This window comes from Falsibacillus albus (assembly GCF_003668575.1).
GTDB classification, from domain to species: Bacteria; Bacillota; Bacilli; order Bacillales; family DSM-25281; genus Falsibacillus; species Falsibacillus albus.
Genome location: NZ_RCVZ01000012.1, coordinates 105867 through 122050 on the forward strand (window position 1 = coordinate 105867; position 16184 = coordinate 122050).

General features: G+C 44.9%; 11 protein-coding genes and 1 riboswitch. Of the genes, 10 read left to right on the top strand and 1 reads right to left on the bottom strand.

Annotation, left to right across the window (positions count from 1 at the left end; all coding sequences use genetic code 11):
* Positions 1-10: 10 nt before the first annotated feature.
* Complete coding sequence (gene asnB / locus D9X91_RS16315) at positions 11-1837, bottom strand: asparagine synthase (glutamine-hydrolyzing) (RefSeq protein WP_121681716.1); 1827 nt, start codon at positions 1835-1837, stop codon at positions 11-13.
* Between the two features lie 263 nt (positions 1838-2100).
* On the opposite strand from asnB, the gene D9X91_RS16320 reads away from it, so the two are divergent.
* The 10 genes from D9X91_RS16320 (at position 2101) to metH (ending at position 16145) form a co-directional block, all read left to right on the top strand.
* Positions 2101-2919: a C39 family peptidase gene (locus tag D9X91_RS16320; protein ID WP_121681717.1), complete on the top strand. Its 819-nt coding sequence runs from the start codon at positions 2101-2103 to the stop codon at positions 2917-2919.
* A 288-nt stretch (positions 2920-3207) separates the two neighbouring features.
* The gene (locus D9X91_RS16325; RefSeq protein ID WP_121681718.1) at positions 3208-4458 is read left to right on the top strand and encodes an ATP-binding protein; all 1251 of its coding nucleotides are present in this window, start codon (positions 3208-3210) and stop codon (positions 4456-4458) included.
* Between the two features lie 302 nt (positions 4459-4760).
* Positions 4761-5090, top strand: coding sequence for a hypothetical protein (locus D9X91_RS16330; protein ID WP_121681719.1), 330 nt, complete (start codon positions 4761-4763; stop codon positions 5088-5090).
* Between the two features lie 79 nt (positions 5091-5169).
* Positions 5170-5883 carry a response regulator transcription factor gene (locus D9X91_RS16335; protein WP_121681720.1) on the top strand — a complete coding sequence of 238 codons (714 nt, stop codon included), beginning with the start codon at positions 5170-5172 and terminating at the stop codon, positions 5881-5883.
* Positions 5880-6944: a sensor histidine kinase gene (locus tag D9X91_RS16340; protein WP_121681721.1), complete on the top strand. Its 1065-nt coding sequence runs from the start codon at positions 5880-5882 to the stop codon at positions 6942-6944. The genes D9X91_RS16335 and D9X91_RS16340 overlap by 4 nt, the downstream gene beginning before the upstream one ends.
* Positions 6934-8166, top strand: coding sequence for a molybdopterin-dependent oxidoreductase (locus D9X91_RS16345; protein WP_233569823.1), 1233 nt, complete (start codon positions 6934-6936; stop codon positions 8164-8166). The genes D9X91_RS16340 and D9X91_RS16345 overlap by 11 nt, the downstream gene beginning before the upstream one ends.
* 161 nt (positions 8167-8327) lie before the next feature.
* Positions 8328-8437, top strand: a riboswitch (SAM riboswitch).
* Between the two features lie 96 nt (positions 8438-8533).
* Positions 8534-9655: a methionine biosynthesis PLP-dependent protein gene (locus D9X91_RS16350; protein ID WP_121681722.1), complete on the top strand. Its 1122-nt coding sequence runs from the start codon at positions 8534-8536 to the stop codon at positions 9653-9655.
* A complete protein-coding gene (metC, locus tag D9X91_RS16355) occupies positions 9648-10844 on the top strand; it encodes a cystathionine beta-lyase (RefSeq protein WP_121681723.1) in 1197 nt (398 codons plus the stop codon). Before D9X91_RS16350 ends, metC begins: the two co-directional genes overlap by 8 nt.
* A gap of 17 nt (positions 10845-10861) precedes the next feature.
* Positions 10862-12712, top strand: coding sequence for a bifunctional homocysteine S-methyltransferase/methylenetetrahydrofolate reductase (locus D9X91_RS16360; protein WP_121681724.1), 1851 nt, complete (start codon positions 10862-10864; stop codon positions 12710-12712).
* Positions 12693-16145, top strand: a complete 3453-nt coding sequence (gene metH, locus D9X91_RS16365) for a methionine synthase (protein WP_121681725.1) — start codon at positions 12693-12695, stop codon at positions 16143-16145. The genes D9X91_RS16360 and metH overlap by 20 nt, the downstream gene beginning before the upstream one ends.
* Positions 16146-16184 lie beyond the last annotated feature (39 nt).

Sequence of the window (16184 nt, forward strand, 5' to 3'; positions counted from 1 at the left end):
TGCTCATTTCTTATAGTTCTATCTCAATTTCATATTCCTCAAGCCAGCCATTGATTTGTAGGAGATAGTCAAACAATCCACGTGCCTGGCCGCCTGTAATCCTCTCAACTTTTCCTTCGGCGATTTTCCTTACTTTCTCGACGTCAAGCAAAGGCAGAATAGGGGAATCAGGGTTATCCAATACTCTGAGCATCCACTTGCTTACACCTTCCAAATAAGCTGCATCCTTCGTGCTAGGGTATGCGCTCTTCCTGCGGTTTCTGACATCATCAGGCAAGTATCCTTCGAATGCACGGCGCAGGATGCCTTTCTCGATGTTATCGATGCTTTTCATTTCGAACGGAATATTCCATAAATATTCAACGAGGCGGTAGTCGCAAAATGGAACACGAACCTCAAAGCCAGTCATCATGCTGGAACGGTCCTTGCGATCAAGCATGAATGGAAGAAAGCGCGTGATGAACATATAGGACATTTGACGCTGCTTCGCCTGAAGTTCATCTTCACCTTCCAGGAAAGGAACTTCTGCAACAGCCTCTTGGAATCTTTCTTTTCGATACTCCTCCGGCCTGATTTTTGCCTTCAAATCCTCCGATAGCAGATTGGAAATGAATCCTAAATTGACAAGCCATGGATAGACATCGGCATCCAAGAATTCTTTTTGGTGGAACCAAGGGTAGCCGGAAAAGACTTCATCCGCAGATTCACCAGACAGGGCTACTGTTGCCTCTTTTTTCATTTCTTTGAATAGAAGGTAAAGGGATGTTTCGATTTCACCGACGCCCGGCAGGTCTCTTGCCCGCATCGGCACCAAAAGGTTCTCAACAAGTTTATCCGCTCCGAATACGACGGAGTGATGCTTCGTCCCGACATGTTCAGAGACTTTTCTCACCCATGGCTCATCCAAGTCGCGCCGCAGGAAATCTTGTTCAAAATCCTCTTCGCTGTTTACAAAATCGATGGAATACGTTTCAAGTGTTTTGCCATTTTCCTTATATTCTTTTCCTGCAATCGCTGTCAGTCCGCTTGAGTCAAGACCGCCGGACAGCATGGAGACTAGGGGCATGTCTGATAATAATTGGCGTTTTACGGTGTCCTCGAGAATTGAACGGATTTTTGATACGGTTGTGTCAACATCATCGCGGTGTTCTTGGCTTTCAAGCTGCCAGTATTGTTTCGTTTCCGTTTTTTCCTCAGTGATGATCATGTAGTGGCCAGCACGCACCTCCTCAATATCCTTGAATACACCGACGCCTGGAGTGCGCATCGGTCCGAGGGCAAATACTTCAGCCAATCCTTTGCGGTCAATCTTTGCATCCACTTTTGGATGTGAAAGAAGAACCTTGAGCTCAGACCCGAATATGATTCCATTATCTCTTTTAGTGAAGAATAATGGCTTCACACCTAGATGGTCTCTCCCTAACATAAGACGGCTTCGTCTTTCGTCCCAAATCCCAAAGGCGAATATTCCATTGAAGCGGCGTATGCAATCCTCTCCCCATTCAAGGTAGGAGTGAAGTAGAACTTCTGTATCGGAAGAAGTCTTAAAGGAGTGTCCGAGTGTTTCCAATTCATCACGAAGCTCCAAATAATTATATAACTCCCCGTTATACGTAAGAGCGACTGTATAATTTCCATCTTGGTACAGCATCGGCTGTTTGCCGCCTTCGGGATCGATGACGATCAATCTTCTGTGGCCGAATGCGGCCCTTTCAGAAAACCAAAATCCATCTGCATCCGGTCCACGGTGGACGATGGAGTCAGTCATGTCTTTCAATATGGATTGCTGTTGGGATAAATCTTCTTGCCAATCAATCCAGCCTGCAATTCCGCACATGATTATTCCTTCTTTCTTTGTGGAGTTTACTTTTCTCAAATATGACGTTTACGTCAACGTTATATTTTGGATATAACTGACTGACCAGAAAAACCAATTGGTCACTTTTTTATCGTAAATCTAACATTTCAGAAACGCAACTATTCTGCAGAAAGGGGGTGTAAAATGTGTATGAAGTCCCAAGTAGTTAGAAAAATTAAATAATTAAAGAAAAAATTAAGATTAATATGATACCATGATAAAAAAGATTAATGGGGTTCGGCATGAATAGAAGCAGAAAATATATAATTCTTATCCTAGCACTATCCATTTCTTTACTATCAATTAAATATATAGTTCCAAGCAAAAAAGCAGAGGTATCAAATGATAAGGGTATCCTTTCCAATAAAGAACAGGTTTATGAAACCAGGATGCTCGATCAGCCAAAAATCAAAAGCTTCCCAAGCGCCAATAATTCTGATATGAGTGTAAAAGAAAAACTGAATATAGAAACAATCACCCACACTCTCCCGTTGGATGTTCCGCTAATCTATCAAATGTCTGCTCCGAAGCTATATAATGGCTGCGAAGTTACAAGTTTGGCCATGCTGCTAAACTATTATGATATCAACGTCACCAAAAATGATCTTGCGGAAAAAATTAATTATGTTCCTTTAACCTATAAGAATGGCCAAAAAGGGAATCCGAATGAAGGCTTTGTCGGTGATATGGCTCATGGTCCCGGTCTTGGAGTCTATCATTCCCCAATTTTGAAGCTTGCTCAACAATATGTTGGGATGAGGGCAATAGATATAACGAATCAACCTTTTTCGGAAATATTGAAAGAAGTTGAAAATGGCCACCCTATTTGGGTGATTACCACAGCTAATTTTGCACCTGTTGCCGATTTTAAAGATTGGGATACTCCTCAAGGCCCAATAAAGGTGACATATAGCGAACATAGTGTGGTCATTACTGGGTTCGATGAAGATCATATTTTCCTGAATGATCCATACGGAGTCAAAAACAGGAAAGTGAGCAGGGCTGGTTTTGAAAAAGCATGGGAGCAGATGGGCAGCCAGGCTGTCATAATCGATGAATAGATTCTCTATCGATAAAATAAAGAAGGCTTGTCTTCTCAAAGACCCTTTTTTTAAATAATTTTTCTTAAGGCTATATTAAAGCTTAATGTTGATATTAGCCGTCCCAGCTGTTGATTGGAGAGAAAGTAGTAGACTGCTGCCAGCCCGCGGAAAGCAAGCATCCTGCAGTGGAAATCAACCTTGCACAACCTCAAAACGTTACGAAAAGAACTCTAAACAAATAAAAATTACAATATTGGAAATTTATAGATTATAATAGAGAAAATAAGAGGAAAAGCGTGGGGTTATATGCCAAATCTAATTACTCATCTACTTCCAAATTTATTTTATATATTAGCAGCTCTATTTATTTTTCAACTTTTGACTGACCGGAATCATTTTCAAACAGATGAAAAAAAACTTCGATGGAGATACTTTGTTTTTTCACTATCCTCAATATTTTTATGTATGGTCCTGCCGGCTCAATTAAGTGATGATTTTATGTATGATTTAAGGAATATTCCTTTAATCATAGGTGCTTTGTATGGAGGTCCGTCCATAGGCGTACTATTACTGATTTGGACAGTGCTTTTCAGGGCTTTTTTTGGCGGAATAGGTGTGTTGACCACACTAGGGACAGGGATTGTGGTCATTGGCATTTGTTCTTTCCTATCACAAAGGTTTAATAATATGTCCATCCGGTATAAGCTGATCACCGGATGTGCCATCATATTCTTCAATTCTCTCATTTTATGGATCACGATATCCTTAATGTTGAATAGAACTGAATACGATCATGCGGCTATATCCATTACATTGATGGAAGTCCTCGGGATGGGACTGGTCATTTACATAATCGAAGCAATCCGCAGTGCCAAATTTTTAAGGTCGAAAATACTCAGGTCTGAAAAATTGGAAGTGGTCAGTCACTTGGCAGCAAGCATTTCTCATGAAATCAGAAATCCGATGACCACCACGAAAGGATTTTTGCAATTGCTGAAGGACGGGGAAAAGGATGAAAAGAACCTGGAATATATTAAGCTCGCCTTGGATGAATTAAATCGAGCAGAAGAAATCGTAAGGGATTATCTGACCTTTGCAAAGCCTGCAAATGAAAAACTTGAAATACTTGATATAAAAGAACAAGTAGAAAAGGTGATCGCCATTATTCGTCCGCTGGCCAATATGAACAGCGTGCGCTTTGATCTTTGTTTAAGATCGGTACATATAAAAGGAGAGCAGTCACTTTTCCAGCAATGCATGCTGAATTTATTGAAAAATGCTATCGAAGCGATGCCGAATGGCGGGAAGCTTGAAATACATATTGATGCAGCGCCAGATGGTGCAATTATTAAAATTTCAGATTCCGGATGCGGTATGACCGATGAACAGGTTCGAAGATTGGGCGAACCATACTTTACGACAAAAGACCAAAAAGGGACAGGACTTGGCATGATGGTTGTTTTCAGGGTAGTGGAAGCAATGAAAGGAAGAATAAAAGTAACAAGCGAATTGGGCAAAGGAACGCATTTTATCATAAGATTGCCCCGCGTCGTATAGCCCCCATTTTTATTAATCAAACGTTTGATTAATAAAATATCAATAGACTCAAAATGCAGAAGCCTGACCGCAGACCATTCCGCGGGACAAGGTGATTCCTGCACGTTTGGGTCTTTTTTTATGGCTGCTGCTTTAAATGTAAGTCTTCTTCTTTCAGCTGCAGGCACTTGCATTCCGCAGAAAGCAGCCTCGCAATATGGAACGGTTATAAAGATGTAAGACTTATTTAATATTTTGTTTATTCGAAGGAAAGATTTACTCTCTATCATCATAAACAACGACAAAGAAAAGGAGAGAGTAAAATGAAACGAATAAAAATGTTCACAATGATGATGGCTTTGGTGGGAGTGTTCTTTTTGGCAGCCTGCGGTAATGGGAATATGGACGACTCTACCAAAAACAAAGACATGAAACAGGATGAAATGAAAAAGGATACGAGCAGCGACGACATGAAGAAAGATGACAGCATGGATAGCAGCGACGACATGAAGAAAGATGACAGCATGGATAGCAGCGATGACATGAAGAAAGATGACAGAATGGATAGCAGCGATGATATGAAGAAAGATGAAAGTAGGGACAACAGCGACGACATGAGCAAGGATGACATGAATGACGATCAAGAGAACTAATGTTGGCCCATTATCATTTCTTGATTGAAGATAACTAATGATAAAATAGGCTTAACTATGATTAAAGGGTGAAAAGCCAATGGAAAAGCGGGTTTTGCTTGTTGATGATGAGCCCACAATATTGGATGTGTGCAAACGCTACCTCGAGCGGGAAGGATATACAGTGATTACAGGTTCAAATGGACAAGAAGCGCTTGATTTATGGAAGAAGCATGAGTTCCATGTCATCATTCTTGATTTGATGATGCCGATTATGGATGGTTGGAAGGCTTGTGAGGAGATCCGTCAGCACGACGATATCCCGATCATATTCCTGACAGCAAAAGGAGAGGAGTATGATCGGTTGATCGGCCTCACGATAGGGGCGAATGATTATGTGCCAAAGCCATTTAACCCAAGGGAGCTTGTGTTAAGAGTAAATGGGATTTTCAGGCTGTTGGATTATCGGCAATCAGGAAAAGTCGATAGCAGGAAGGAGGAGGGGATGATTGAATTCCCCCCTTTGTCTATCAATCCTTCCACACGGGAGGTTGCGCTCCAGCACGATCCCATTGAATTGACCATGAAGGAGTTTGATATGCTACTTCTGCTTGCTTCCCATCCGAAGCAAGTATTTTCCCGTTCCCAGCTCCTTTACCAAGTGTGGGATACGGAATTTGATGACGATACCACAACGGTGACGGTCCATATTCGAAGGCTGAGAGAAAAAATCGAGGAGAATCCGTCGAAGCCGAAATGGATTCAAACAGTATGGGGAATTGGCTATAAATTTGTGCCAAATGATCGTCCATGAAGATTAAATGGATATTTCTCATTGCCAATGGCGTCAGTGTTCTTATGATGTTTACTTTTTTGACCATCAGCTACGTGTATATGGTCCTGCCGAATAATATCATTTTTTGGCTTTCAGTCATCACGATATGCTCTTCGGTTCTATCCAGTGTAATCCATTATATGTTTACAAAGCCTGTGGAGCGGTCGATCCATCTGTTGGCAAAAGAGTCTCAGGAAATTGCGAAAGGGAACTTTGATCGGAAGCTGCCCGTTGAAGGACCTTTTGAAATTAAGGAGCTGACCAATCGCTTTAACCAAATGAGCGAGCGGCTGAATGAAGCCTTTTTTCAAATCAAGCAATCGGAAATGAGCAGAAAGGAGCTTGTGGCCAACATCTCCCATGATCTGCGCACACCGATGTCATCCATAAAGGCTTTCGTCTCGGCAATCCAGGATGGCGTCGTCGAAGATGAAGAAACATTCAAGCAATATTTGAAAACCATCGTTTTGGAAACAGAGCGGCTAGATCAGTTAATCCAGCAGTTATTTCAGCTTTCCTTATTGGATTCCGGCGCCATCAAGCTTCAGAAGGAAGAAATCAATATAGATGAATTTCTGCTTTCTGTATTTGAGCATGAACAAATTCACCTGCAAAAGAAGAAGATAGAGCTGAATATCGACCTTCCTAATCAAATTCCCAAGATCGATGTCGACAAAAGCTACTTTGAGAAAGTGCTGTTTAACCTTCTGGATAATGCCATTCGGTTCTCACCGGTAAACGGGGTAATAGACATTAAAGTACAGCCTGTAAAAGACAAAGAGCTATTGATCTCGATCCGGGATCATGGTGAAGGAATTTCAGAGGAAGAGCTTCCCCATATTTTTGAACGGATGTATCGGGTAGAAAAGTCCCGCAATCAGCAGTTTGGGGGTGCCGGTCTCGGGTTGGCCATCGCGAAAACAATCGTTGAGAGACATGGGGGCACAATCATGGCAGAAAGCAAAGTGAAAAAGGGCAGCATATTCTCGATCATCATACCGATAAAAAATCGTGAAGAAGGTGAGAGTGGTGAATTATAAACTCTTTTTTCAACGGAATTTGAACTTTGGAAAAAGGTTGATCAGGCTGCATCATTCCAATGCAATTCTCTTTCTTGTTTTAACCCTCACAGGATTTATCCTGTTTTCGACTACATTCCGTTCAGTCTTTCCGGCCATAAGGGTCATGATCCGGGATGTCCATATTTGGATTGGAGTGGTCCTTTGTTTGCCATTTTTGTTTTATTTGCCTAAGATGGTCAAGCATTTAAATACGCTGAAAAAAAGAAAAAACAACCGCATTAATTTATATTTAGTTTTAACGATCTTGATCCTGTTGATCGTTTCAGGATTCCTATTGACCTTTCACCGCGATTTTGCCCCTCAAGTCAGTACGGGGGCGCTGTTCATCCACGATTTTTCCACATGGTTCGGGGTTCCGTATGTCATTTATCACAGCATCACTCGGAGCAAGTGGTTCAAAAAGCTTGGCAAGCCAGCTGCTCCGAAGAGGACGCTTGATGATCCGATCGTGATTGATGACCACAACCCGATCTATACTCGCCGTTCCTTCTTGAAGGCTGTGAGTGCCAGCGCGATCGTCATTGTCTTTTTGCCTTTCATAGCCAGATGGTTTCGTTCGTATTTGCCGGCATCAGGTGGGACAGGAGCAGTCATCGGGGAGGGGAACAAGCTTAAGCCGCTCCCGACACCTAATGCGAAGTCCGCTCCTCCCATCGGCGGGGGAAGGCGTGGACAGTTCCGCTATTATACGGTTACAGAAGTGCCGAAGCTGAACAATGACAATTTCAGCTTTACAATCGATGGGCTGGTCAAGAAACAGAATGTGTATAAATGGGATGAGTTCGTTAAATTGAGTCGAGATGTCCAAGTGAGCGACTTCCATTGTGTTACTGGCTGGAGCGTATATGACATCACGTGGGAAGGAATACCGTTAAAGAAGCTCCTTCAGCAGGCAGGGATTCAAAAAGGGGCAAAATATGTGAAGTTCTACTCTGCTGACGGGGTATACACGGATACTTTATCGATGAAGCAGGCGATGATGGACGACATCATGGTGGCTGTCTTGATGGACGGGCAGCTGATCAGCCAAAAAAATGGAGGTCCTGTTCGCCTCATCGTCCCAAAGATGTATGCGTATAAATCGGTTAAGTGGCTGAATCGAATCGAAGTAATCTCCCACAATCACACTGGCTATTGGGAGCAGAGGGGCTATTCCAAAGACGCATGGGTCAAATCTTGAAAGAAAATTCGGAATTTTCCATTGACATTCGAATCGCAATGATGTAAGTTATGAGAATATTAAATTATTAGCCAGTGTACTTGATTAGAAGTGAAAAGTAAAAAGTTAGCATTGCTGATTAGCAACAAACTTTGCAAAGCAGCAAAATGAAAAATGAATAGTTCTTATCCAGAGAGGTTGAGGGACTGGCCCGTTGACACCTCAGCAACCAGCCGATTAATAGGTATGGTGCTAATTCCAGCAAGTTGAATGCCAACTTGAACGATAAGAGGGAGATCATGCAATTAGAAGGACCTTCTTATTAAAAGAAGGTCCTTTTTATTTTCTCTTCTCTGCAACTTCCCAAACAAAAGGAGAGATTTTCTTAATGGCGAAACATATTCAAACACTGCTTGCCCAAGCTGGAAATCATAGTGATGCAGCAACGGGGGCAGTCAGTGCGCCCCTTCACTTTTCAACTGCCTATCAGCACAATGGACTTGGCCAATCGACAGGATTTGATTATACACGGACAGGAAACCCGACAAGATCGGTGCTGGAAAAAACATTAGCCCAATTGGAGGGAGGGCATTCCGCTTTTGCATTTGCATCCGGGATGGCAGCGATCCAAGCTGTCCTCTCCTTATTTTCGACAGGGGATGAGTTGATTGTCTCTTATGATTTATACGGGGGCAGCTATCGGCTGTTTGCTGCCTATGAGCAGCAATATAAGCTTAAATTTCATTATGTCGATACCACTTGTCCTGAAGCCATTTCAGAAAAAATAAACGCTCAAACAAAAGCTCTTTTCATTGAAACACCGACGAACCCCTTGATGAATGAAACGAGTATTGTGAGTGTTGCACAGCTTGCCAATGAGCAAGACTTGCTCCTCATCGTCGATAATACCTTTTATACACCGCTCCTCCAGCGCCCCATCGAAGAGGGTGCGGATCTAGTCATCCACAGTGCCACGAAATATTTGGGCGGCCACAATGATGTCCTTGCCGGAGTGGTGGTGGCGAAAGAGCAGGAGCTGGGGGAGAAGATCGGCAGTTATCAAAATGGAGCGGGAGCGGTATTGTCCCCATTCGATTGTTGGCTCGTTCTACGCGGATTGAAAACATTGCACGTCAGGATGAGGGCTCATGAAGAGAATGCAGGAAAGGTGTCAGCCTTTTTATCGGAACATGAATGTGTAACGGATGTGATTTATCCAGGAAAGGGAGGGATGCTCTCATTTCGTTTGGCAAGGGAGGAATGGGTCGCTCCTTTTCTAGAAAAGATCCGGGTGATTAAATTCGCAGAAAGCCTTGGAGGCGTTGAGAGTTTCATTACTTATCCAGCCACCCAGACGCATGCTGACATACCGGAAGAAATCAGAGTTGAAAATGGGGTGTGCGGCAGGCTGCTGAGGTTTTCAGTCGGGATCGAGCACATAGATGATATTATTGGAGATCTTGAGAAGGTGCTGACGAAATTGAAGAGGGAGGCGATTGTTCATGAGTAAAGACAAATTCACTTTTCAAACGAACATCATCCACAATGCTCAAAGTGTTGACCGCCAGACCGGGGCTGTGAGCGTACCGATTCATCATGCAACCACCTTTCATCAAGATGACTTTGATCAATTCGGCAAATATGACTATAGCCGTTCGGGAAATCCAACGAGGGAAGCGCTCGAAGAGGCCATTGCCAATTTGGAGGAAGGCGTGAAAGGATTCGCATTCTCATCCGGAATGGCTGCCATTTCGACAGCATTTATGACGTTGTCAAAAGGAGATCATGTACTGGTTTCCGAGGATGTTTACGGAGGGACATACCGGATGATCACCGAAGTTCTCTCGCGCTTCGGCATCGACCATTCGTTCGTGGATATGACCGACCTTCATCAAGTGGCCACGAATATTAGAAGTAATACAAAAGTCATATATATGGAAACCCCTTCGAATCCGCTTTTGAAAATCACGGATATTGAAGCGGTCGTCAAGCTGGCGAAGGCAAACGGATGCTGGACTTTTTTAGACAATACGTTCATGACACCGCTGCTGCAGAAGCCATTAAAGCTGGGAGTCGATCTTGTTCTCCACAGTGCGACGAAATTCCTGGCAGGCCACAGCGACGTCCTGGCTGGACTTGCGATAGCAGGAAATGAAGCGATTGCTGAAAAAATCGGCTTTTTGCAAAACTCTTTCGGTGCCGTATTAGGTGTGCAGGACTGCTGGCTGCTCATGAGGGGAATCAAAACCCTCCATGTCAGGTTGAAGGAATCATCTGAATCTGCATACAAAATTGCACGATTCCTTGAAAATAATCGACATGTCGAACAAGTGAACTATCCCGGCTTTTCCTATCATCCTGGCTTTGAGACCCAAGTGCGGCAAGCGGAAGGCCCGGGGGCAGTCCTTTCTTTCCGTTTAAAAGGAGAGGAGGAGGTCAGGACGCTGCTGGAGCATGTGAAAATTCCGGTATTCGCTGTCAGCCTTGGCGCAGTGGAGTCCATTTTATCCTATCCGGCAAAAATGTCCCATGCTTCCATGCCGCCAGCTGAAAGGGAGAAGAGGGGAATCACAGATGGACTTCTTAGGCTGTCGGTCGGCCTTGAAAATCCAGAAGATCTGATAAAAGACCTTGGTGACGGATTAGCCAAGATAAAGGAAGTCCGAGAATATCACGATAAAGCAGCCGGAAGCATTTGAGAAAAGGAGGTCATGGCATGAAGCCATTTTTGGAAGCGCTGGAAGAAAGGATCCTGATCGCGGATGGAGCCATGGGGACACTCCTATACTCCTATGGTGTCGACAGATGTTTCGAAGAACTGAATCTTTCCCATCCAAACGAAGTCCTGAAAGTGCACAAGGACTATCTGGATGCAGGGGCTGAAATCATTCAGACGAACACGTATGGGGCGAATTATGAAAAATTGTCGCGCTATGGATTGGAGGAATCGGTAAAGGATATCAATACAAAAGCTGTTCAGCTGGCGAAAGAAGCAGTTGATGGTCGGGCATATGTGCTTGGAACGATCGGTGGGATCCGGGGGATCAATCAAAGCCTATCCTTGGAGGAAATTAAGCGGAATTTCAGGGAGCAGTTATATTGTTTGCTGCTAGAAGGTGTGGACGGGTTGCTCTTTGAAACGTTTTATGATTTGGAAGAGCTGAAGACCGTAGTCAAAATTGCCAAGAAGGAAGCAGGCTTGCCGGTTGTTGCACAAGTTTCCGTTCATGAACCTGGGGTGCTTCAAGATGGTACGAAGGTTCGTGACGCATTGAAACAGCTTGAATTGGCCGGAGCTGATGTCGTCGGAGTGAACTGCCGCTTGGGTCCATATCATATGATCCAGACATTAGCAGAGGTCCCGATACCTGCGAATGCTTATTTATCTGTATATCCTAATGCCAGTTTGCCGAATTACGAAGAAGGAAGGTTTTATTATTCTGCGGAACCCGAATATTTCGGGAAGATGTCGAATGAGCTGCGATTGCAGGGTGCAAGGATTATCGGAGGCTGCTGCGGGACAACACCGGATCATATCCGCTCCGTCGCTAAACATTTAACAGATCGGAGTCCGATTTTAACGAAAGAGGTAAAGGTGAAAAAAGAGGTGGAGCTACAGCCGATCACATCCCGCTCAACACCTTTGCACGAAAAAGTGAAGAATGAGAGGACCGTCATCGTTGAATTGGATCCACCAAAACATCTGGATACCTCTTTGTTTTTTGAAGGGGTCAAAGCACTGGGGGAAAGCGGGATCGATGCCTTGACCTTGGCAGATAACCCCCTTGCGTCACCGCGCATCAGCAACGGGGCCATTGCTGCCATTGCAAAAGAACGCTATGAGGTCAATCCTCTGGTCCATATTACGTGCCGGGACCGGAATCTGATCGGGCTGCAATCCCATTTGATGGGACTTCATACGTTAGGCGTACACGATATATTGGCGATTACAGGTGATCCAGCCAAGATTGGTGATTTCCCTGGTGCTGCTTCTGTTTATGATTTGTCCTCCATCGAACTGATCAAGCTGATCAAGCAAAATAACGAGGGAATCTCATTTTCAGGAAAGTCGCTAAGGGAACGAACCCAATTCTCTGTAGGTGCGGCATTTAATCCGAACTTCCGCCACTTGGATGCATCGATTAAGCGGTTGGAGAGGAAAGTCCATGCCGGTGCGGACTATTTCATATCCCAACCTATCTATGGAGAGGAACAGCTTCAGCAGATTTATGAAGGGACGAGGCATCTGAATGCGCCGATTTTCATCGGGATCATGCCGCTGACAAGCGCAAGGAATGCGGAATTCCTTCATCATGAAGTACCTGGAATCACCATTCCTGAAAGTACGCGGAGACGGATGGAGTTTGCCGGAAGCGATCCAATGAAAGCTAGGAAAGAAGGAATGGATATTGCCCGTTCTTTGATTGATACAGCATTGGCATTATTTAACGGCATTTATTTAATCACGCCTTTTACACGCTATGATATGAGCATTGAGCTCGTTGAATATATAAAAGCACAGACGAATGAAGAAAGGAAGGTTTCCCATGGCCAGCACATTATTTGAAGAACAGCTAAAGAAAAGGATCCTCGTACTCGATGGGGCGATGGGAACGATGCTTCAGCAAGCCGATCTAACCGCTGAGGATTTCGGCGGGGAAGAATATGATGGATGCAACGAATACCTTGTGTTGACCGCACCAGAAGTGATCAAAGGCATCCACCTCGCCTATTTGGATGCCGGTGCCGATATTATTGAAACGAATACCTTTGGAGGCACACCCATTGTTTTGAATGAGTATGACCTTGGTCATCATGCTTTCGAGATCAATCAAAAGGCTGCACAAATCGCGAAAGAGGCGGTTGGCGAACGAGCTACATCAGATCGTCCCCGTTTCGTTGCGGGCTCGATGGGGCCAACGACAAAGACGCTTTCCGTTACAGGTGGAGCCACTTTCGATGAATTGGTCGATAATTACCGTATCCAAGCGGAAGGGTTGATTACCGGTGGTGCCGATTTGCTGTTGATTGAGACGGCGCAGGACGCCCTCAATGTCAAAGCTGCCAATCTTGGAATCCAAGCCGCATTTGAAAAGACGGATAAAAAGCTGCCGATCATCCTTTCAGGGACGATCGAACCGATGGGAACGACTTTGGCAGGTCAGAACATCGAGGCTTTTTATTTATCACTCGAGCATTTGGATCCTGTTGTGGTGGGGCTGAATTGTGCAACCGGACCTGAGTTCATGCGTGATCATCTCCGGACGCTTTCCCAGCTGGCCACGACCTATACGAGCTGCTACCCCAACGCAGGGTTGCCGGATGAAGAAGGGAACTACCATGAAACGCCTCATTCCCTTGCGGTGAAAATCAAAGGATTTGCAGAAAAAGGCTGGCTGAACCTGGTGGGTGGCTGCTGCGGAACGACGCCTGATCATATTCGTGCCATTGCCGAGGCAGTTGAAGGGCTCGAGCCCAGGCTGCCAAATCCCTCGCATTCCCATGCTGTATCCGGCATCGAACCATTTATTTATGATGACCCATCGAAACGCCCGATTCTCGTCGGAGAGCGGACTAATGTCATTGGGTCAAGAAAGTTCAAGCGTTTGATCGCTGAAGGGAAAATTGAAGAAGCATCTGAAATAGCGCGTGCACAGGTAAAGAATGGCGCACAGGTCATCGATATTTGCCTGGCAGATCCAGACCGGGACGAAATTGAGGACATGAACCATTTCATCAAGCAGGTGGTCAATAAAGTTAAAGTACCGCTTGTGATCGATACAACGGATGAAGAAGTGTTGGCTGTTGCTTTGAAGTATACCCAAGGGAAGGTCATTATCAATTCCATCAACCTAGAGGATGGAGAAGAGCGATTTGAAAAGACGGCTCGTTTAATCAAGCGATATGGTGCTGCTGTCGTTGTCGGGACCATCGATGAAGTAGGGATGGCTGTAACAGCCGAAAGGAAGCTGGAGGTCGCCAGAAGGTCGTATCAACTGTTGACGGAAAAATATCTTATCCCTGGTGAAGATATTATTTTTGATCCATTGGTATTTCCTGTTGGAACAGGGGATGAACAATACATCGGATCGGCAGAAGCCACCATCGAGGGAATCCGGATGATCAAGGCGGAAATGCCGGAATGTCCGACCATATTAGGCATCAGCAATGTATCATTCGGTTTGCCGCCTGTCGGACGAGAGATCTTGAACGCCGTCTTTCTATATCATTGCACGAAGGCAGGGTTGGATTATGCAATCGTCAATACAGAGAAGCTTGAACGGTTTGCTTCCATTCCTGAGGCAGAAGTAAAGCAGGCAGATTCCCTTTTGTTTGAAACAACAGATGAAACACTTGCGTCGTTCACTGAATTTTATCGGGGAAAGAAAAAGGAAAAGAAAATTCCTGTCAATACGATGACGTTGGAAGAGCGGCTTGCCCATTATGTCGTGGAGGGGACGAAGGAAGGATTGATCCCGGACCTGGAGAAGGCTCTGGAACAATATGATACCCCGCTTTCGATCATAAACGGACCGCTGATGGACGGGATGTCCGAGGTGGGAAGGCTGTTCAACGATAACCAATTGATCGTGGCGGAAGTGCTGCAGAGTGCGGAAGTAATGAAAGCCGCTGTCGCACACTTGGAGCCGCACATGGAACAGAATGATGCCACAGCATCCAAAGGAAAGGTCATCCTGGCAACGGTGAAAGGTGATGTCCATGACATCGGAAAAAATTTGGTCGACATCATTTTGAGCAACAATGGCTACAATGTGGTCGACCTCGGGATAAAAGTGACACCTTCAGATTTAATCCAGGCGATTCGGGTAGAAAAACCCGATATTATCGGACTGTCAGGATTATTGGTGAAGTCGGCCCAGCAAATGGTGATAACGGCGCAGGATTTGAAGCAGTCAAATATTGATGTGCCACTGATCGTCGGTGGGGCTGCACTTACAAGGAAATTCACATCAGGAAAAATCGCTAGGGAATATGAGGGGCTTGTGCTCTATGCCAAAGATGCGATGGACGGCTTGAGCATCATGAATTCGGTTCAGGATAAAGACAAACGAAAGCAGCTGGGAGAAGAGTTGAAGGCCAAGCAGGCCCAGCTGGAAAGCTACGACAGAGCACCGGCAAAACAGGAAGAACAATCGGCAGTTGCCGTGAAAGTGAAATCGGATGTTTCCACGGGTGTGGAGGTCATGGTCCCGCCAGATTTCGATCCGCATATCATCAAGGAATACACCGTTTCCCACGTGGAGCCATATATCAATATGCAAATGCTGCTTGGCCACCATTTGGGCATCAAAGGGAAAGTATCCCGATTGTTGGAAGAAGGAGATCAAAGAACGCTGGAATTCAAAGAAGTTGTCGATGATCTACTCTTAAAAGCGAAAATGGATGGGCTGATTCAAACCTCAGCCTTGTATCAATTTTTCCCTGCCCAATCCGATGGGGAAGATGTATTGATCTATGATCCGAACAATGAAGGGGAGATTCTTGAACGTTTTACGTTTCCACGGCAAAAGAAGAGTCCATATTTATGCTTGGCGGATTATTTGAAATCCACCGATAGCGGAGTGATGGACTATGTCGGCTTCTTCTCGGTCACGGCTGGACATAAAATCAGGGAATGGGCCAAGCAGCTCAAGGAGAGTGGACGCTACCTCGAAAGCCATGTCCTGCAGGCATTGGCGCTTGAGACGGCAGAAGGTCTGGCGGAGCGCGTGCACGAAATGATGAGAAGCCGCTGGGGGTTCCCGGATCCAACGGACTTTACAATGAGGGACCGATTCATGACGAAATACCGGGGACAGCGTTTTTCTTTCGGATACCCAGCCTGTCCAGATTTGGATGATCAAAAGAAACTATTCAAGCTCATCCAGCCTGAAAAGATCGGCATCGAATTGACCGACGACTGTATGATGGAGCCTGAAGCTTCTGTCACCGCCATGGTCTTTGCCCACCCGGAAGCGAAGTATTTTAATGTGTTATAGGAAGTACCCAGCATTTTTGCTGGGTATTTTCACTTTAAA

Excerpts from the sequence above, each read along its gene's own strand:
- asnB (WP_121681716.1), bottom strand. The coding sequence starts at position 1,837 with ATGTGCGGAATTGCAGGCTGGATTGATTGGCAAGAAGATTTATCCCAA.
- D9X91_RS16320 (WP_121681717.1), top strand. The coding sequence starts at position 2,101 with ATGAATAGAAGCAGAAAATATATAATTCTTATCCTAGCACTATCCATT.
- D9X91_RS16325 (WP_121681718.1), top strand. The coding sequence starts at position 3,208 with ATGCCAAATCTAATTACTCATCTACTTCCAAATTTATTTTATATATTA.
- D9X91_RS16330 (WP_121681719.1), top strand. The coding sequence starts at position 4,761 with ATGAAACGAATAAAAATGTTCACAATGATGATGGCTTTGGTGGGAGTG.
- D9X91_RS16335 (WP_121681720.1), top strand. The coding sequence starts at position 5,170 with ATGGAAAAGCGGGTTTTGCTTGTTGATGATGAGCCCACAATATTGGAT.
- D9X91_RS16340 (WP_121681721.1), top strand. The coding sequence starts at position 5,880 with ATGAAGATTAAATGGATATTTCTCATTGCCAATGGCGTCAGTGTTCTT.
- D9X91_RS16350 (WP_121681722.1), top strand. The coding sequence starts at position 8,534 with ATGGCGAAACATATTCAAACACTGCTTGCCCAAGCTGGAAATCATAGT.
- metC (WP_121681723.1), top strand. The coding sequence starts at position 9,648 with ATGAGTAAAGACAAATTCACTTTTCAAACGAACATCATCCACAATGCT.
- D9X91_RS16360 (WP_121681724.1), top strand. The coding sequence starts at position 10,862 with ATGAAGCCATTTTTGGAAGCGCTGGAAGAAAGGATCCTGATCGCGGAT.
- metH (WP_121681725.1), top strand. The coding sequence starts at position 12,693 with ATGGCCAGCACATTATTTGAAGAACAGCTAAAGAAAAGGATCCTCGTA.